General features: G+C 40.2%; 16 protein-coding genes. All 16 read right to left on the bottom strand.

Going from position 1 to position 18,647, the window contains the following annotated elements:
* Positions 1 to 6: 6 nt before the first annotated feature.
* Complete coding sequence (locus MK396_RS03050; RefSeq protein WP_000229937.1) at positions 7 to 1,137, bottom strand: ABC transporter ATP-binding protein; 1,131 nt, start codon at positions 1,135 to 1,137, stop codon at positions 7 to 9.
* 113 nt (positions 1,138 to 1,250) lie between these two features.
* Positions 1,251 to 2,120: a helix-turn-helix domain-containing protein gene (locus tag MK396_RS03045; RefSeq protein ID WP_254725068.1), complete on the bottom strand. Its 870-nt coding sequence runs from the start codon at positions 2,118 to 2,120 to the stop codon at positions 1,251 to 1,253.
* 3 nt (positions 2,121 to 2,123) lie between these two features.
* Entirely contained in the window at positions 2,124 to 2,510 is a 387-nt protein-coding gene (locus MK396_RS03040; RefSeq protein WP_254725067.1) for a Mini-ribonuclease 3, read from the bottom strand.
* A complete protein-coding gene (cysS, locus tag MK396_RS03035; RefSeq protein WP_254725066.1) occupies positions 2,503 to 3,846 on the bottom strand; it encodes a cysteine--tRNA ligase in 1,344 nt (447 codons plus the stop codon). The genes MK396_RS03040 and cysS overlap by 8 nt, the downstream gene beginning before the upstream one ends.
* Positions 3,847 to 3,889: 43 nt before the next feature.
* Positions 3,890 to 4,651, bottom strand: coding sequence for a nucleoside phosphorylase (locus MK396_RS03030; protein ID WP_268723614.1), 762 nt, complete (start codon positions 4,649 to 4,651; stop codon positions 3,890 to 3,892).
* A 4-nt stretch (positions 4,652 to 4,655) separates the two neighbouring features.
* Positions 4,656 to 5,522 (bottom strand): GNAT family N-acetyltransferase, encoded by an 867-nt coding sequence (locus MK396_RS03025; RefSeq protein WP_268723613.1) that lies wholly within the window; start codon positions 5,520 to 5,522, stop codon positions 4,656 to 4,658.
* A gap of 11 nt (positions 5,523 to 5,533) precedes the next feature.
* Complete coding sequence (cysE, locus tag MK396_RS03020; RefSeq protein ID WP_268723612.1) at positions 5,534 to 6,151, bottom strand: serine O-acetyltransferase; 618 nt, start codon at positions 6,149 to 6,151, stop codon at positions 5,534 to 5,536.
* Positions 6,152 to 6,166: 15 nt separating this feature from the next.
* Complete coding sequence (gene pnp / locus MK396_RS03015) at positions 6,167 to 8,380, bottom strand: polyribonucleotide nucleotidyltransferase (RefSeq protein WP_268723611.1); 2,214 nt, start codon at positions 8,378 to 8,380, stop codon at positions 6,167 to 6,169.
* A gap of 372 nt (positions 8,381 to 8,752) precedes the next feature.
* Positions 8,753 to 9,619 carry a methylenetetrahydrofolate reductase [NAD(P)H] gene (gene metF / locus MK396_RS03010; RefSeq protein WP_268723610.1) on the bottom strand — a complete coding sequence of 289 codons (867 nt, stop codon included), beginning with the start codon at positions 9,617 to 9,619 and terminating at the stop codon, positions 8,753 to 8,755.
* Positions 9,620 to 9,712: 93 nt separating this feature from the next.
* Entirely contained in the window at positions 9,713 to 11,962 is a 2,250-nt protein-coding gene (metE, locus tag MK396_RS03005; RefSeq protein ID WP_268723609.1) for a 5-methyltetrahydropteroyltriglutamate--homocysteine S-methyltransferase, read from the bottom strand.
* A 321-nt stretch (positions 11,963 to 12,283) separates the two neighbouring features.
* Complete coding sequence (locus MK396_RS03000; protein ID WP_268723608.1) at positions 12,284 to 13,387, bottom strand: DUF3800 domain-containing protein; 1,104 nt, start codon at positions 13,385 to 13,387, stop codon at positions 12,284 to 12,286.
* A gap of 126 nt (positions 13,388 to 13,513) precedes the next feature.
* Positions 13,514 to 13,879 carry a TIGR02328 family protein gene (locus MK396_RS02995; RefSeq protein WP_268723607.1) on the bottom strand — a complete coding sequence of 122 codons (366 nt, stop codon included), beginning with the start codon at positions 13,877 to 13,879 and terminating at the stop codon, positions 13,514 to 13,516.
* Entirely contained in the window at positions 13,863 to 14,267 is a 405-nt protein-coding gene (locus MK396_RS02990) for a YbgA family protein (protein ID WP_268723606.1), read from the bottom strand. Before MK396_RS02990 ends, MK396_RS02995 begins: the two co-directional genes overlap by 17 nt.
* A gap of 100 nt (positions 14,268 to 14,367) precedes the next feature.
* A complete protein-coding gene (locus tag MK396_RS02985) occupies positions 14,368 to 17,412 on the bottom strand; it encodes a type I restriction endonuclease subunit R (RefSeq protein WP_268723605.1) in 3,045 nt (1,014 codons plus the stop codon).
* Positions 17,405 to 17,824, bottom strand: a complete 420-nt coding sequence (locus MK396_RS02980) for a hypothetical protein (protein ID WP_261056953.1) — start codon at positions 17,822 to 17,824, stop codon at positions 17,405 to 17,407. The genes MK396_RS02985 and MK396_RS02980 overlap by 8 nt, the downstream gene beginning before the upstream one ends.
* Positions 17,821 to 18,642 (bottom strand): hypothetical protein, encoded by an 822-nt coding sequence (locus MK396_RS02975; protein ID WP_268723604.1) that lies wholly within the window; start codon positions 18,640 to 18,642, stop codon positions 17,821 to 17,823. Before MK396_RS02975 ends, MK396_RS02980 begins: the two co-directional genes overlap by 4 nt.
* Positions 18,643 to 18,647 lie beyond the last annotated feature (5 nt).

Genomic DNA, 18,647 nt, shown 5'->3' with positions numbered 1-18,647 from the left:
ATTTGCTTAGTAAACTGTTTTTTCAGTTTCTACGTCGAAGAAGTGTGCTTTGTTCAAGTCAAATCCAAGTTCAACTGTCGCACCTGTTTGCAAGTAGTCACGAGCATCTACTTTGGCAACAAATTCGTCTTTACCAACTTGGCAGTAAAGGTGAGATTCTGAACCAAGCAATTCTGATACTGAGATAGTAGCTTTGACAACTGATTCTGGGAATGTTTCAAGGAAAGCAGGTTCTGCATTCACGTCTTCTGGACGGATACCGAAGATCAATTCTTTTCCTTCGTAGCCTTTTTCACGAAGAACTTTCAAAGCACCTTCTGGAACTTTCAAGCGGAAACCGTCTGAAACAATTTCATTACCTTCTAATTTCACATTGATGAAGTTCATAGCTGGGCTTCCGATAAATCCTGCTACAAATTTATTAACTGGGTTTTTGTAAACTTCTTGAGGAGTTCCGATTTGTTCAACACGTCCGATAGTACCTGTACCAGCAGGGTTCTTAGTTGCTGACATGATAACGATACGGTCTGCAAGTGTCATCGCTTCTGTTTGGTCGTGAGTTACGTAGATAGTTGTAGCACCGATACGACGGTGAATCTTCGCAATTTCAGCACGCATTGATACACGAAGTTTTGCATCCAAGTTTGACAAAGGTTCGTCCATCAAGAATACTTTTGCATCACGGACGATGGCACGACCCATGGCAACACGTTGACGTTGACCACCTGAAAGGTCAGCAGGTTTACGATCCAAAAATTCTTTCAAACCAAGGATTGCTGCTGCTTCTTGCACACGTTTGTCGATGTCTTCCTTGCTGTATTTACGCAATTTCAAACCGAAAGCCATGTTGTCATATACAGTCATGTGTGGGTAAAGAGCGTAGTTTTGGAATACCATGGCGATGTCACGGTCTTTTGGAGCTACGTCGTTGACAACCACGCCATCGATAGATGCAGTACCTTCTGTGATATCTTCAAGACCAGCAATCATACGAAGAGTTGTTGATTTACCACATCCTGAAGGACCTACGAAAACAATAAATTCTTTGTCTTTGATGTCCAAGTTGAAGTCTTCAACTGAGTAGTGTTCGCTGTTTGGATATTTTTTGTAAATGTTTTTAAGATTTAATTCTACCATCGAGGTGAACTCCTTTTGTCTTTTGATAGTTTTATTATATATGAAAACGCTTTACTTTTCTATGGCAAGGTGACCAAAAAAATAAAAAAGTTCTGTGCAACTTGCACAAAACTTTAGAGAATATCTGGTAAAATCAACTGATAACACAAGGTCAAGTCGGTCAATTCCTTCAACTGTAGCCCTGTCAATTCTTCCCATCTATCAATCTTGTATTGGAGAGAATTGCGGTGCAGATAGAGTTGCTGGGCTGTTTTAGTTAAGACCGCACTGTTTTCCCAGAGAGAAAGGATAATTTCCTGAATCTGATCCTGATCCAAAATCATCTGATGCAGGCATTCTTTAATGACTCTCAGTTCCACAAGTCTTTCCCCCATACTCCATAGATAGAGCTGTGAAAAGGTGTGAACACCTTGATGACCTTGGCGCCACCAAGTCTTAAACAAATCTCGCTCTGCTTTGATTAAGTCTGATAGGGCTTGATGTCCTGTCTGAGACCACACCTGGCCTAACATGATAGAGAGACGAAGTCCAAAATCGTACTCCACTGCTTCAATCGTATCACTTAAAATAGCTCTTACAGAAGTGTACTTATCTTGTTGAAGCACAAAAACATAGTCCTGAGCACCGACTTGTAACACTGTCTGGCAGTTGGGAAAGAGAGTTTGCATCATATCCAGCCAAGAGGCTAGATTTTCCTGTTGGTAATAAGACAGATGGCAATAAACCAGCTGAATCTTTTTAAAAGTTTGAGGCGCCTGCCCCTTCCCCTCAATCAGATAGGGATACCAAGGATTGAGCGAATGAGCCTGATCCTGCTGGGTCAAAAGGGCAACCAGCTGCTTTTCACGCTCGCTGAGCCCAGCTTCCTCCAGCAAAATCCACTGCTGAGAAGACAAAGGGAGAGTGAGATAGCCTGGTTTCTCTACTGGTTGATCTAAAATCTGAGCCTCAGGAAACCAGTCTTGTAGTTCTTTTGCAATCATGCCCTAGCCCTCCACTTTTTGGATGCACCAAGAAATTAAGGTCTCTAGACGCTCCACATTTTCAGTCAGATGGAGATAGCCCATGACCGCTTCAAAGCCAGTAGACATGCGGTAAGTCACCACATCAGCATTTTTAGCCTTTGTGTGGCTATTGGTATTGCGACCACGTTTATAGATTTCTTCTTCTTTTTCAGTGAGAATATGGTCCTCTAGCATGAGAGAAATCAAGCGAGCCTGAGCCTTGGCTGAGACATACTTGGTCGCCTCTTGGTGAAGTTTATTGGGTTTGGTCATACCTTTGAGGATGAGGTGGCGGCGAATATACATAGAATACACCGCATCCCCCTCAAAAGCTAACGCAATCCCGTTAATGAGATTGACATCAATCACGTGTCCACCTCACTCCATCCTTGGTGTCAAGGAGCTTAATTCCTTGAGCCGCCAATTGGTCACGGATTTTGTCTGCTGTCGCAAAGCCACGATTGGCACGCGCTTCTTGGCGTTTTTGGATCAAGGCCTCGATATCTGCATCCAAAACTTCCTCGACAAAGACAATTCCGAAGACTTCTAACATATCCGCAAGAGCTTCCTTAACACTTGCATCATAGTTGCCAGAATTGATCCATTTGGCCATTTCAAAGACTACTGTGATACCGTTGGCAGAGTTGAAATCCTCATCCATAACAGCTACAAACTTATCTTTAAAGGCTTGTAACTCTTTGACATCCACTTTTCCTGTAAATGGTTGCTCATAAGTGTTCTTCAAATACTTGAGATTGGTCTCAGCGTCTCGCACTGCTTTTTCCGTAAAGTTGATTGGCTTGCGGTAATGCTGAGTGGCAAAGAAGAAACGAAGCACTTGCCCATCAATGGTTTTGAGGGCATCATGGACTGTGATGAAATTCCCCAAGGATTTAGACATCTTGACATTGTCAATATTGACAAAACCATTGTGCATCCAGTAGTTGGCAAAAGTCTTGCCTGTTTTAGCTTCTGACTGGGCAATTTCATTGGTATGATGCGGAAACTCCAGATCGGCTCCACCACCGTGAATATCAATGGTATCTCCCAAAATCTCTGTCGACATGACCGAACACTCGATATGCCAGCCCGGACGACCAGGCCCCCAAGGACTATCCCAAGAAATCTCGCCTGGTTTTGCAGCTTTCCAAAGGGCAAAGTCTACAGGATTTTCCTTGCGAGCCGTTTCTTCATCGGTACGACCTGAAGCACCCAGCTCCAAATCTTCCAAGGTTTTATTGGCCAATTTAGCATAGTTGTGGGATTTTTCCACACGGAAGTAAACGTCCCCTTGACTCTCATAGGCAAAGCCTTTCTCGATCAAGTCTTCCACAAAACGGATGATGTCCTCCATAAACTCTACTACACGTGGATGGCGAGTCGCAGGTTTTACGCCCAAGGCTGTCACATCCTCACGAAAGGCAGCGATGTACTTATCCGCAACCTCCTGAGGCGTGATGCCTTCTTCCTTGGCACGGTTAATAATCTTATCATCCACATCCGTAAAGTTGGAAATATAGGCAACTTCGTAACCGCGGTATTCAAAGTAACGACGAATGGTATCAAAAGCCACTGTTGAACGGGCATTCCCCACATGGATATAGTTATAGACGGTTGGCCCACAGACATACATCTTAACCTTGCCGTCCTCGATAGGGACAAATTCTCGCAAATCACGAGACATGGTGTCATAGATTTTAATCATTCACTGTCTCCTTTCTGTTTCTTGTTTATCGTAAAAAGTAGTTTCAATCCAACTCTCTAGCAATTACTAATGCTATCTCAAAGAAAGTCATAGCATCTGCTTTTCTTTCTTCATGTCTTGCATCCCACTCATGATTGTGATGGTCAACATAATCAGCCGTATAAAAAAATTGATAGACTTTTGCTTGTCGAAATTGCGTCCAAGCAATGATTGCAGAAGCTTCCATATCCACAACAGTCGCACCTGCTGCTAATCTACGTTTGACCTTATCGGCTGTTTCACGATAGAAAGCATCAGTCGTCCAAGCCTTTGTTCGAATGTGCTCAATGCCAGATTTGTTCAAAGCTTCTTCCATGGTTAAGAGCAAAGTTTCGTCATAAGCTATCTCATCACTTGCAGGAGCGTAATGGTAACTTGTACCTTCATCACGTAGAGCTGAACTTGGTAGGATAATCTTATCTGCCTGAATAGACTGATCTAGAACTCCGCAAGAACCCAACACAATAAAGTTCTTAAATCCTCTTGCTTTGAGTTCTTCTAAGAGTCCAACAACCATCGGGGCTCCAATCGTAGCTATAGCAACTGCTACCTTACTCCCATCTTTTTCATAGATATACCATGGAAGTCTGCCATTTAGATTGGTTAGATAGCCACCTTCATAAACATCTTCAAACTGCTTTACTCGTTCAACGATTTCTCCATTAAAAGATAAAATAATCGTGTCACAGACTTCTCCACCATCACGAATACTTCGATCAGTTGGTTCGATAACCGCAGGTACATTTTCGAATTCTTCTAATAGCATTTTTCTACTCTTTCTCATTCAGATAAACTACCTGTGTCTGTTTGACAAAGCCGATTTTTTCATACAAGCGCTTGGCACCTACGTTGCTATCTTCCACTGCAATCTGAAATCCCTTATCATTTTGCTCAATTAGTTGGTTGACAAGGGATTTTGCTAAGTAGCTCCCATAGCCTTTCCCACGTTCAGGTTCAGATATTGCTAAACCGTAGAAGTAATTCGTATTAGTCGATAAATCTACCGTGCAAGTTCCAATAACCTGACCGTCTTTTAACAAAATATATAAGCGACTTTCTGGATCCTTCAGAGCTTCAGCGACATATCTATCCACAATCTCTCTAGACTCATGTTCCTCTGAGAATGCCTGAAATTTTAACTGACTAATTTGATCCTGATACGAACTATCTGCTAACAAAACTTCAAGATTGGAAAGCTTTTCTAACGGATAAGGTCTTCTATCCTTACCTAACCAGGTTTCTGTATCCTCGTCCTCGACCAATCCCCAGTTGATGACAAAATCAGGATGGCGGTCTAGAAAAACACGCTCTGTCTGAAAAGTGACTGAACAAATAGAGAAAGAAGCTGTTTCTCTCTCAAAACTAGTAAACAATGCACGCGCAATTCCCTGACGGCGATGATCTGGATGAACCAGTATCGTCACTTCTACATCTTGGTCATCTGCATAGACAGTTAAGAGACCAACAAGTTCGCCTTTTTCATAATAAAGGAAAAAGGCGGGCATGTTTGGGTCAAAATTAAGCATGTTAGATAGATAGGGATCACGATAGGTACCGTCATAGTTTTGGCAACAGTTAATTAGTTTTTTCGCCTCAGATAACTCCTCTTGGCTTAACTTGTTTCTTGCTTGAATCATATAGGTATCCTCTACAAACCAGACGATCTGTGACTTACATCTTTAGCCTGCTCGAGTTTATTGACGTAGTACTCTCGTTTTTCTTCTACTTCGTGAATGGCCGGCTCATCCTTTTTACCATGAACACGGACAATCTTGGCCGGAATACCGACAACCGTCACATCACTAGGTACATCTGCTACGACAACTGCTGCAGCACCGACCTTGGCATTTGCACCAATTTCTACAGGACCAATAACTTGGGCATGTGCTGATATGAGAGCTCCTTTACGCACAGTCGGATGGCGTTTGCCACAGTCTTTCCCTGTTCCCCCAAGAGTCACCCCATGATAGAGGAGAACTCCCGTCTCAACGATAGCCGTCTCCCCAATCACCAAGCCAGAACCGTGGTCGATAAAGACTCCAGAGTCGATTTGAGCACCTGGATGAATCTCAATTTGAGTCCAAAAGCGCCAAAACTGGCTGTGCATACGCGCCAAGAGTTTAAAGCCATGTTTCCAGAGAAAATGCGAAAGACGGTGGGCCGCCAAGGCCTTGACACCTGGATAAGTCAGCAAAACCTCCAAAGTGGTGCGGGCCGCTGGATCATTTTCTTTTACGATATCAATGGTTTCGCGCCACCATCCCATACATTTCTCCTTTTCTTATTCTGAATCTTTTGGTGTTTCTGTAAATTCTTTCTTAGGTTTGTGGTCCTTGTGATGGCGTGGACGGTAAGGACGCTCAGACTTCTCACCTTTTTCATCATGCTCAGGTTTTGGAGGACGGGGAAGAAGAGCCTTCATAGAAGCATCAACACGGCCTTTTTCATCAATCTTAATAACCTTAACATCGACTTCGTCTCCGATAGCTACCAAATCTTCGACATTATTAGTACGGGTCCAAGCCATTTCTGAGATATGGACAAGGGCATCTGTCTTGTCAAAGAGGTTGACAAAGGCACCAAATTTCTCGATACGAACTACTTTAGCACGGTAAACTTCATCCACTTTAGCTTCACGAACCAAACCTGCAATGATTTCTTTGGCACGGTTAATAGCATCTTGATCGCTAGAGTAGATAGACACATTTCCTTCTTCGTCGATATCAATCTTAACGCCTGTTTCAGCAATAATCTTGTCGATGGTTTCTCCCCCCTTACCGATGACAATCTTGATCTTGTCCACATCGATCTTGATAGTGTCAATTTTCGGAGCAGTTGGAGCCAATTCTGGACGAACTTCTGGAATAGTTGCTTCAATCACATCAAGGATTTCAAAACGAGCTTTCTTGGCTTGGGCAAGGGCTTCTGTCAAGATTTCTGCAGTAATCCCTTGGATCTTGATATCCATTTGAAGGGCTGTAATCCCGTCACGAGTACCTGCAACCTTGAAGTCCATGTCTCCAAAGTGATCTTCCAAACCTTGGATATCTGTCAAGACTGTGTAGTTATTTCCATCTGAGATGAGACCCATGGCAATACCAGCTACTGGCGCCTTGATTGGCACACCACCAGCCATAAGGGCAAGCGTTCCCGCACAGATAGAAGCTTGAGATGAAGAACCATTTGATTCCAAGACCTCAGCTACCAAGCGGATAGCATATGGGAATTCTTCCAAACTTGGCAAGACTTGAGCAAGGGCACGCTCACCGAGAGCACCGTGACCAATTTCACGACGACCAGGCGCACCGTAGCGTCCAGTTTCCCCTACAGAGTATTGTGGGAAGTTATAGTGGTGCATAAAGCGTTTCTTGTACTCTGGATCCAAACCATCAATGATTTGAGTTTCTCCCATCGGAGCCAAGGTCAAGACTGAAAGAGCCTGAGTTTGTCCACGAGTAAAGAGACCTGAACCGTGCACACGAGGAAGGAAGTCAACAACCGCATCCAAAGGACGGATTTCATCGACCTTACGACCATCAGGACGTACCTTATCTTCTGTGATCAAACGGCGCACTTCAGCGTGTTCCATTTGTTCCAAGATTTCAGCCACATCACGCATGATACGATCAAATTCTTCGTGGTCTGCATATTTTTCTTCGTAAACAGCAGTCACTTGGTCCTTAACTGCTTGAGTTGCAGCTTCACGCGCCAATTTTTCTTCTACTTGGACCGCTTTTTGGAGATCACTGTTGTAAGCTGCGATGATTTCAGCCTGTAATTCAGCATCTACGTGAAGCAATTCCACTTCTGCTTTTTCCTTACCAACTGCTGCAACGATTTCTTCTTGGAAGGCAATCAATTCTTTAACAGCTTCGTGCCCTTTCAGAAGGGCTTCCAACATGATCTCTTCTGACAATTCTTTGGCACCAGACTCAACCATATTGATAGCGTATTTGGTACCAGCTACTGTCAATTCAAGAAGCGATTGCTCAGCTTGTTCTTGAGTAGGGTTAATGATGATTTGACCATCCACATAACCCACTTGTACCCCAGCAATTGGTCCGTCAAATGGAATATCTGAGATAGACAATGCCAATGATGATCCAAACATAGCCGCCATTGGAGCAGAGGCATTTTCATCATAAGAAAGGACGGTGTTGATCACTTGCACTTCGTTACGGAAACCTTCCGCAAACATAGGACGGATTGGACGGTCAATCAAACGCGCTGTCAAGGTCGCATCTGTTGAAGGACGTCCTTCACGTTTCATAAATCCACCAGGAAACTTCCCAGCCGCATACATTTTTTCTTCGTAGTTGACTTGAAGTGGGAAGAAATCCCCAGTTGCCATTTTCTTAGACATGACGGCTGCAGTCAAGACAGTTGACTCACCGTAACGCACGACAACTGCGCCATTTGCTTGCTTAGCAACCTGGCCAGTCTCTACGATCAACTCACGACCCGCAAAAGTCGTTTGAAACACTTGTTTTGTCATTTTAATCCCCTTTGGATTGCTGAAATTATACGCCTTGCCTACAAAAATCAGGATACAAAGGGCGTAAAGAATCCCGTATGAAAATAGGAGATTGACGCAGTGTGCAATGCACACCAGGAAATCTATCTTTTTCACTAGGGATTTAGCCCGTGTTCAACTACCTAAATACCTTGAAAAGTTTAAAAATATTATTCTTTAGCATTTGTATCTTTTATAGCATAGCAGATTTGAATAGCTAAGAATCTGTTTATACCCTCATCTTTGTATCAAGTACGTACAGAGTCTATTTTATCATATTTTTCTTAAAAAGTGCGGGCTTTTCTATTAAAAAGGAACCATTCCCCTCACCTGAGAAGAATGGTTTGCTTTTTATTATCCTAAAGACTGATGGTTGAACAAGGCATGAGTTGCTTGGTGGATGTATTTTGCTGTTTCAGCATTGTTCATGGTGTAAAGATGCACACCTGCGACATCCTGGGTTACCAAGTCCACGATTTGATCCACTGCATAGGCAAGTCCTGCTGCTCTGAGCGACTCAGGGTCATGCTCATACTTGTCTAAGATGGCCTTAAATTTACGTGGAAGGTGGATATTCTCACACGTTTTCAAGAGGCGGAGAGCCTGATTTCGATTCAGAATTGGCATAATCCCCGCATGAATAGGAACATCTATCCCTGCCAAGGTACACTTGTCTTGGAAATCATAGAAGCGCTCATTATCAAAGAAAAGTTGCGTCACGAGACTGGAACAGCCTGCATCCACTTTCTTCTTGAGATTTTGAATATCCGAGATTTGGTTTGGAGAGTCAGGGTGCCCCTCTGGGTAGCAAGCGCCAATAACATCAAAGTGAGGAGCTTGTTCCTTGATGAACTCAATCAAATCTGTTGCGTAGCGGAAATCCTTTTGTGGTTCTACATCAAGGATAATATCCCCACGCAAGGCCAAGATTTTCTGTACCCCAACCTTATCCAAGTCTGCAATGGTTTCAGCAACTTTGTCCTTGGTCAGATAGATAGCTGGCAAGTGGGCAATGGTTGGAATCGCCAAATCATTCTGGATAAAGTCAGCCAATCGAACCGTTGTTTCCTTGATATTAAATTTATTATTGCTGGCGGTCACACTGATAAAGTGCGGTGTCAGCTCCCGCATATCCTGCAGGGCTGAAATAATTTTATCATTACCCACAGCTGGGTTTGGAGGGAACACTTCAAATGAAAGTGACGGCGTTTGGCGTGACATAGTCATTATCCTTTTCTTTTTGATTTCATGATTGCTGAGCAGCTAGGGCCAAGCAGTTCCTTGATCAGTCAGTGTCACAAGAGAAATCCTATCTTACAATTTCTCACGCGCAGCTTTGGCTGCTTCAACAAGGCGGATCAAGCTTTCTTTTGTTTCTGGAATACCACGTGTTTTCAAACCACAGTCAGGATTGATCCAAACTTTCTTGCTTGGTACTTTGGCAAGAATAGCATCGATTGTGTGGTCGATTTCGCCTTCGTTTGGCACACGAGGTGAGTGGATATCGTAAACCCCAGGTCCCACTTCTGTTTGGAAGTTTTTCGCTTTGAGTTCGTCCAAGATTTCAAGGTTTGAACGGCTTGCTTCAAAGGAAATAACGTCCGCATCCATGTTGTCGATAGCTGGGATGATATCTGTAAATTCTGAGTAACACATATGAGTGTGGATTTGAGTATCTGGCGCTACTGTAGAGTGTACCAAGCGGAAGGCAGGAATTGCCCAGTCAAGGTAGTCTTCGTACCAGTCGCTACGACGGAGTGGCAATTTCTCACGAAGAGCAGCTTCGTCGATTTGGATGATTTTCACGCCAGCGGCTTCAAGATCAAGAACTTCATCCTTGATGGCAAGAGCGATTTGAAGAGTTGAGTCCTTGATAGAGATGTCTTCACGTGGGAATGACCAGTTGAGGATGGTAACAGGTCCTGTCAACATACCTTTAACAGGTTTGTCAGTACGGCTTTGTGCGTAGCTAGACCATTTGACAGTGATAGGGTTGAGACGAGTGACATCACCCCAGATGATTGGTGGTTTCACCCCACGCATACCGTAAGATTGTACCCAACCATTCTTAGAGAAGAGGTAACCTGACAAGTTTTGACCGAAGTACTCAACCATATCGTTACGCTCGAACTCACCGTGTACAAGCACGTCAAATCCAACTTCTTCTTGCCATTTGATCCATTCGTCGATGGTTTCAGCAAGGAAGGCATCGTATTCTTCTTGTGACAATTCACCCTTACGGAAGGCCAAACGCTTCGCACGAACTTCTTTTGTTTGAGGGAATGAACCGATAGTTGTTGTTGGAAGAGCTGGAAGTTTAAAGGCTTCTTCTTGGATAGCTTCACGTTCTGCAAAGGCTGGCAAACGAGTGTAGTCTGCATCTGTCAATCCAGCGATACGAGCGCGAAGTTCCGCATTTTCACCAACACGTTCAGTCGCAAAGAGTTCTTTGTTAGCTGCAAGAGCTTCTGCACCTTGACCATTGCGGATAGCATCCAAGTCACGAAGTTCTTCCAATTTTTCTACTGCAAAAGCAAAGTGGTTCAAGATTGCTGGTTCAAATTCTTCATTAGCAGTTGTAAATGGCACATGAAGAAGTGAGCATGAGCTTGTCAAAACGATGTTTTCAGCTGGGATTTGCTCAAGAACAGCCAAGCTCTTTTCGTAGTTGTTGCGCCAGATGTTTTTACCATTGACGATACCTGCATAGAGAGTCTTGTCAGCTGGGAAGCCACCTTTCACAAGTTCAAGAGTTTTCTTACCTTCAACGAAGTCCAAACCGATGGCATCAACTGGCAAGTTTACAAGGTCAGAGTAGACGTCACGAACATCACCGAAGTAAGTTTGAAGCAAGACTTCAAGACCTTTTTTGTCAGCCAAGAGTTTGTTGTAGAGGTTCAAGAAGAGAGCTTTTTCTTCAGCAGTCAAGTCTTTGACAAGAGCAGCTTCATCGAGTTGGATACGAGTTGCACCAAGTTCCGCCAATTTAGCAAAAACTTCTTGGTAAGCAGCTACTAAGCTATCTACGAAGTCTTCTGCTTTCACGCCGTCTTCAAAGTCTGACAATTGAAGGAAAGTAAATGGACCTACAAGAACAGGACGAGTGTTCAATCCAAGTTCTTTTGCTTCTTGGAATTCATCAAAGATCTTGTGACCTGCAAGTTTAACTTGAGTGTCTTTTTCAAATTTAGGAACGATGTAGTGGTAGTTGGTGTTGAACCATTTCTTCATCGGAAGGGCACGCACATCCCCTTTTTCTCCTTGGTAACCACGTCCCAAAGCAAAGTAGCGCTCAAGGTCAGACAAGTCCAAGTTTTGAACGGATGCAGGCACCACGTTGAAAAGGAAAGCTGCATCTAGGAAGTTGTCATAGTGAGAAAAGTCATTTGATGGGATTTCAGTGATGCCTTTTTCTTTGACGATGTTCCAGTGTTTCGCGCGCAATTCTTTTGCTGCTGCCAAGAGTTCTTCTTCTGAGATTTCTTTTCTAAAGTATTTCTCAGTTGTAAATTTTAATTCGCGGAATTCGCCCAAACGAGGGAAACCGATGATAGTCGTTGACATGATGTGTCCTCCAAAATTTGTTGTTGAAACTATCTTAACAGAAAAGGAACTGTCTGTATAATTGTAAATAATTAGGCTTTGATATAGTTTGAAACTATATCACTCTTTTAGACAACAGAAAAAGATTTGAGACCAGTGTCTCAAATCCTTTGTATAGCTTGTTTTGTGGCTGTATTTTAGTTGGAATACTCAAACGAGCTATTGACGATTCTCATCAGTGACTATGGCTTGTTATTAGAAAAGACTATATGGTGGTTTTCTCTAATAAAACTCCTTTGTTCAGTCTCTTGTAATAATTAGAAATACTAATTAGCTATAAACCTACTTGTATTTCCTAACAAAATTTCTCCACTTACCTAATTCTAAAGTCAAGTCATTACTTTGATATTCATCTTTTGCTTTTTTGAGAATACTCTCCCATGTTTGAAATGAAAAAGCAAATTTCGAATCTTTGTTATCTATACACTCTAAAATAAAATTTCGTGATTCCTCAATAGATAAATAACTATCTATATTCTTGACCATTCTCGAAATATGTCCCGCAAATAAATCAGCAACTTGTATTAACTCCTCATCTTTAGAATCAACAAAAAGAAAATCTAAGGTCAGAAAAGGAATATTATCTACGAAATATTTCAAGTGCGAGTATAAAGAATTCTGTAGTTTATCATTAGAATTCTTGTCATGAATAACTTGAATTTTAAGTTGGAAATCAGATTCAATTATTAATTTTCCTTCAAAACAACTCAGAATATCATTTAAAGCAGAAAATAATGACGGCTCATACAATAAATAATCTTTCTCACAATTAATTTCTTCTAGAATAGAATCAATTTTAAACTCTTCAATCACTATGTACTGGGCAAAATCTTTATTATATCTTTCTATAGCTGATTTTAAACACATTATCAAATTCCTAATATCATCAGCTGTAAGATATCTCACTTTAGTTCTTTTATTTGTTCTTCTAAATTTATCACCAAGTTCAGCCCATTGTTCTTCAGATAGACTCATAAATAATAGTTCAGCAATATTTTTTCGAACCCCCCTTCCTAAGTTAGGTTCTGTGATTCTATTATTCATAAAGCAATTATTATTTGGATCAAATAGCCATTCAGTTATTTTTTGAGCTAAGACCATATTTTTTTCATAGCACATAAAGTCAAAGTAAATTCCGTTACTTTTTAAATCATTAAAAAACTCTAATCTATTTTTTATATTTAGTTCAGAATTAAAATTTGAATTAGAAGATTTCAACTCATCTGTTAAACATAATTTTTCCTTATACTCCTTAATGAGATTGTACTGCATCTCAATTTTACTATTTGGTACGATAACAAATCCCAATGTAAAAAATTTTTGATTAGATTCGAAAAAATGATTACCAGTATTCCCTGATTCATCAACAAATATTGTCAATTCCATAATTGAATTTTCCTTTTATTCTATATTATCAAATTTAAATAACTTCAATAAACATTTTAATTTATTGATTTTCGTCACACAGATATATATGATTTACAATTCTCAATACACTATTAATTAGATTTTTTACTCCAGCTCAATCCCCTTCTCTCGGAGATTAGCTAAACACTCCTCATAGTATTCTGCATCATGTTCACTATAGATGGGCTTACCTAGCTTCTCCTCTGCTAAGTCTTGATAAGAAGAGCAAGTCTTACCACGGTAGTTCTTGTCCAACCACTCTGGACTGACATTATAGCCACGGTTAGCCATCTCCTCCATGATCAAGCGATGATAAGCATAGAGTTGATAGGGCGAGTGAGTAAAGACATAGTCCACCGTCGCATGCTTTCTCCCCCAGCCATTGCCACGCAATGCGCAACACTCTCGATGTTGCCCCAAAAGTTGAGGACGGGGAAGTTGTGAAATCAAAGCCTCATGCCAAAGTCTCATGGGAGTCTCCTTTCAGTAAAGTCGAATGTTGCAAGTAGGTATTGGGATAGCGTTCAAGCAAACCTCTAGTCTTATCAATCACATCTTCCTTAGAAGCTTGACCAAAGCGGTAGCGATCCAGCAAGAGCATATAGTCCTTACGCTCGGCATCTGTCGCTTTCTTTTTGAAATAGCCCCAAATATGCTGAAAGGCATTGCAAACCTGACCCCTGTGTTCTGGAATCTGGCAGGCACGTTCAATCATCTCTTGAACCTGACTCAGCTCCACCACTTCTTGCTTGAGATACTGACGAATGTCCTTGTAAATATTGCTGGAATGGCTCAAAACAAGGTATTTATTTTCCGCCCAGAGTTGCTGACAAAGGGCACGTTGGTTGTTATTTTCCATATTTCTCCTAACTTTCTACTAGTTCCCAGGAAATATGGAAACAAAGTTGTATCTATAAAATGAACGAATTGACTTTTAGATAAATCTAACGTCCACTTCGCTAAATTCCTGAATAAATCTCTACTAATGTTTGAATCTGATGTAAAACTTCTTGTTTCTTACGTTCACGCGCTCCCTGTCTACGAGAAGTTGGTGGAATTATCGAATCCAAATCAGTCCCACTATTTTCAGCATAACCTCGTTGAATTGATTTGTCGATGAATAGTTGATAATCAGCTACAAGCTTCTCAGCCTCAGCTAGGTCGTGAATCGCAATTTTCTTGCGCTCCTTACCATATTCGTAGAAAGCATTGATAATCCCGTCATGGTCTTTCAATTTTTGCAAATCAGTATCATTGATAAATCCAATAACCAACTCTTCTTTGGCACGAATATCAATACTTGAGCGAATGACACGACTAACTTCAGCTTTCATTACTTCTTTAGACTCAGAATTCTTCGATTTTTCAACAATCAATGCCAGAATATAGTCTAGGTTGATCTCATCTGTTTTTAAGAGTTCGATTTCAAATTCAACATCTGAAAGGTCTACATCCAAATCTTTGGTCTTTTCATAGTTTTTCAGATTTAAGAATTCATCTCGAATTTCCACATAGGCACTTCTTAAATCTTGAAGATAACCTTCAGAAATAGGTTTGTCGATTTCTTGGAATTCGTCATAATTTCGAAGAACATTATCAAGTTTCAATAACTCACCAAATAACTTAACAAACTCTTTTTTATCGTGCTCTGTTTCAATCTCTTGCGGATTTGGGAATTTTTCCAGAATTTCCTGACAAACCGCAGTATAGCCTTTGACCTCAATACCTGTTACTTGGTCAACGAAACCATCCATGTATTCACTAAAGCTTTTTTCTAAGATGATTTCAAGCTTATTTGTGTCTCCAAAAGTCTTAATAGCTTCTTGCGTAGCCTTTTCTAAATCACGAAAACAAACAATATTTCCAAAAGGTTTAACCCTATTAAAAATTCGATTGGTTCTCGAGAATGCCTGAATCAATCCATGATAACGAAGATTCTTGTCAACAAATAGCGTATTCATAGTCGGAGCATCAAATCCTGTCAAGAACATACCCACTACAATCAGAAGATCCACTTCTTTAGACTTAACTCTCTTAGAAAGGTCGCGATAGTAATTTTGGAACTCCTTCCCATCAGTTGAGAAGTTAGTCTTGAACATTCGATTATAGTCATCAATCGCTTTTTCCAGAAACTCTTTAGAAGATAGAGGCATAGTTGTATCTTGCGGTTCTAGCTCTTCGTCTTGAATTTCACCATAAGCTGACTGTTCTTCGTTTGGCGCAAAGCTAAAGATGGTTGCGATTTTCAATCGTTTAGCTTCTGGTAAAGTTGCTTGTTGCCGTTGGAGTTCTTCATAGTATAATTTTGCTGCTTCAATACTTTGTACAGCTAACATGGCATTAAATCCAAACAGTTGTTTTTGCTTATGAGTATAGTGTTGATTTCGATGCGTTTTATCATTATAAACTCTCAACAGGTACTCAGTGATGGTTGCAATCCGTTCTGGATGCAAAAGGAGTTCCTTCTCCATCTTTTTGAGTTTCTTCTCATCAATCTCTCGGCCGACTGCCGTTTCTGCTTCTCTATATTTATTGATTTCAGGTTTGATATAGTTATAGTCAACCTTGAACTTCAACACTTTTTTATCTCGAATAGCATCCGTGATAACATAGTTATGAAGTTGTTCTCCAAAAACTTCCTGTGTCGTTTCACCCGTTAAGCTATTTTCTGGGAAAATCGGTGTCCCTGTAAATCCAAATAAGGCGTACTGTTTAAAGGATTTTTTAATGCGCTTCTGTGCCTTCCCAAACTGAGATCGATGACACTCATCAAAGATTAAAACACATTTTTTACCATAGATTTCATGATTTGGATTTGCTGTTATAAATTTGTTTAACTTTTGAATGGTTGTGACAACAATTTTCCCATCATTTTCTTCAATACTACGTTGGAGTTCTTTTGTATTGTTACTACCATTGACTGAATTTGGTTGGAATTTTTGATATTCCTTCATGGTTTGATAGTCTAGGTCTTTTCTATCTACGACGAATATCACTTTGTCAATATAGTCCAACTCTGTCGCCAAACGAGCAGTTTTAAAGCTGGTCAAGGTTTTCCCTGAACCCGTCGTATGCCAGATATAGCCACAGGCATTGATAGTACCAAAGTTCTTCATCTCATTAGATGAATGAATCTTGCGTATGATACTCTCAGTAGCTGCTATCTGATAAGGACGCATGATGAGCAAGGTATTATCAGCATCAAAAACACAATACTTGGTCAAAACTTCTAAGAGCACTCGCTTGCTTAAGAAAGTGACAGTAAAGTCTTCTAAATCGTGAATTGTTTTATTCTTACGGTCTGCCCATTCACAGGTGAACTCATAGTGATTTTTATTTTGAGCAGTCGTATTAGCAAAGTAGCGTGTATAAGTCCCATTGGAAATAACAAAAATCTGAATATACTTATACAGAGAATTCTCGCTATTGAAACTTTCCTTACTATATCTATGGATTTGTTCAAAAGCTTCTTTAAGACTAACACCACGTCTTTTCAATTCAATCTGAACTAAAGGAAGGCCATTTACCAATATGGTGACATCATAACGATTGGTATGGCTACCTACTTGGGTCACTTGGTTAATGACCTGCATGCTGTTGTTATGAATGTTTTTCTTATCAATGATAGAAATATTTTTAATCCGTCCATCATCAAAGACAAAGTCATAGATATGATTTTCTTGGATTTTTCGTGTTTTTTCAACTAATCCTTCATTGGGACAATCCAGATACTCTACTACAAAGCGATCCCACTCAGCATTCGTAAATGTTACCTTATTGAGTTTTTCTATTTGCAACTTGGCATTTGCCAAGAGCTCTTCAGGTGTATGAATATTTAGGCGTTCATAGTTAAGATGATTCACCAAATCAGAAATTAACTGATTTTCTAGATCAGCCTCTGACTGATATTCTCTATCTGTTCGATACTCTGGTTGATACTCAGCCAAGAGAATCCCTTCATTTGTTTCCGCAATAACTTCATGTATTTTTGAATAATCAACCATTTTCATTTTCCTCTTTTGGGTTAAATTTATATTTTTTCTCAAAACTATTGAATAAATCTATTAAGGTATTTTTTTCTCTTTCTAGCAATTCTCTAAACTCCAAGTCCGATTGACGATTATGAGTGAATAAATCAAACCTTTGAGCATATGGTTCTAAATTTTCTTTGGTAATCTCCTCACCTGCCACCTCTAATCCTAATAAAACATCTTCCCATCTACTATAGCCTAAAAATGTGGCTGTTTTCTCTGACAGATTTCTAAACAAAGCATAATGAAATTTTTCTACTTGTCCACTGTCTACAGCTTTACGTAGCACTTCTCTCACCTTTAGGTGGTATCCGAAGGGAGAATCTTTCTCAACATCAGTTAAAATATATCTGACTTTGTCCTCCTTATCAACTTCTTTTTTCATAACATAAAAGGACTTTTTTTATTTGGTATTTTTCTGTCAAACCGTATTTCATTGTACAAAACATTATAAAAAAGTGGTTGGTGAGAAGAAATAATAAACTTTAAATCAGTGCGTTTAGATTTAGCAATAATTTCCTTTAAAAAAATAGCGGAATCAATAGTATTGTTATCATCTAACGAAGAAATTGGATCGTCAATATAAATATACTTAAAGTCCTGAAAATCAGAGTCAATATCTGGATCGCTTAACTCCTCAATAATGAGTTCCAAAAGAGTTAGGAATATAGACCAAACAAATATCCTCTCCTCACCTCTAGAAATTTTGACTGTATCACCATCTAAAGTAAAGCGAATTCCCTTAAAATCACTCACCAATCTTGGAACACGCTGGTCTCCAATAATATCAAAAATTGGGAATCCCGAACTATCATTAACCTGTCTCTCAATATCCTCGAAACTTGGAACTATGAGGTTATGGACATACTTCTGAAAGTTGATAATAACTTGTTCAAATTGTTGCTGTTCTTCTAAAAACTTACCAAAAAAAGTACGCTTATCATATTTGAGGTAACGATCTTCATCATTTTCTAAATCATTTTCCCAAGTAAAAAGATCTTCTGTGAAAGCGTTAAAATAAAGTATTTTCTTTACTTTTGACTCTCCATCATTTTCCGAGATATTTAATTTATCCTTTAAAATTGTAGATAGCCTCGTTTTCCCTGTAGCATTAAAAGCATAAATTAAATGCACCTTCTTATCACTTGAGATTAGTTCGTCTGCAATATCTTCCAATGTATTAAATACTTTATCATCCGCCATAATTC

The organism is Streptococcus oralis, assembly GCF_026782235.1.
Lineage (GTDB): Bacteria > Bacillota > Bacilli > Lactobacillales > Streptococcaceae > Streptococcus > Streptococcus oralis_CC.
Note: the sequence above shows the minus strand (reverse complement) of the source record. Positions and strands in the feature narration are given on the sequence as shown.

Bases quoted from the DNA above. Each gene is read 5' to 3' on its own strand.
- MK396_RS03050 (WP_000229937.1), bottom strand. From the start codon at position 1,137: ATGGTAGAATTAAATCTTAAAAACATTTACAAAAAATATCCAAACAGC.
- MK396_RS03045 (WP_254725068.1), bottom strand. From the start codon at position 2,120: ATGATTGCAAAAGAACTACAAGACTGGTTTCCTGAGGCTCAGATTTTA.
- cysS (WP_254725066.1), bottom strand. From the start codon at position 3,846: ATGATTAAAATCTATGACACCATGTCTCGTGATTTGCGAGAATTTGTC.
- MK396_RS03030 (WP_268723614.1), bottom strand. From the start codon at position 4,651: ATGCTATTAGAAGAATTCGAAAATGTACCTGCGGTTATCGAACCAACT.
- MK396_RS03025 (WP_268723613.1), bottom strand. From the start codon at position 5,522: ATGATTCAAGCAAGAAACAAGTTAAGCCAAGAGGAGTTATCTGAGGCG.
- cysE (WP_268723612.1), bottom strand. From the start codon at position 6,151: ATGGGATGGTGGCGCGAAACCATTGATATCGTAAAAGAAAATGATCCA.
- pnp (WP_268723611.1), bottom strand. From the start codon at position 8,380: ATGACAAAACAAGTGTTTCAAACGACTTTTGCGGGTCGTGAGTTGATC.
- metF (WP_268723610.1), bottom strand. From the start codon at position 9,619: ATGTCACGCCAAACGCCGTCACTTTCATTTGAAGTGTTCCCTCCAAAC.
- metE (WP_268723609.1), bottom strand. From the start codon at position 11,962: ATGTCAACGACTATCATCGGTTTCCCTCGTTTGGGCGAATTCCGCGAA.
- MK396_RS03000 (WP_268723608.1), bottom strand. From the start codon at position 13,387: ATGGAATTGACAATATTTGTTGATGAATCAGGGAATACTGGTAATCAT.
- MK396_RS02995 (WP_268723607.1), bottom strand. From the start codon at position 13,879: ATGAGACTTTGGCATGAGGCTTTGATTTCACAACTTCCCCGTCCTCAA.
- MK396_RS02990 (WP_268723606.1), bottom strand. From the start codon at position 14,267: ATGGAAAATAACAACCAACGTGCCCTTTGTCAGCAACTCTGGGCGGAA.
- MK396_RS02985 (WP_268723605.1), bottom strand. From the start codon at position 17,412: ATGGTTGATTATTCAAAAATACATGAAGTTATTGCGGAAACAAATGAA.
- MK396_RS02980 (WP_261056953.1), bottom strand. From the start codon at position 17,824: ATGAAAAAAGAAGTTGATAAGGAGGACAAAGTCAGATATATTTTAACT.
- MK396_RS02975 (WP_268723604.1), bottom strand. From the start codon at position 18,642: ATGGCGGATGATAAAGTATTTAATACATTGGAAGATATTGCAGACGAA.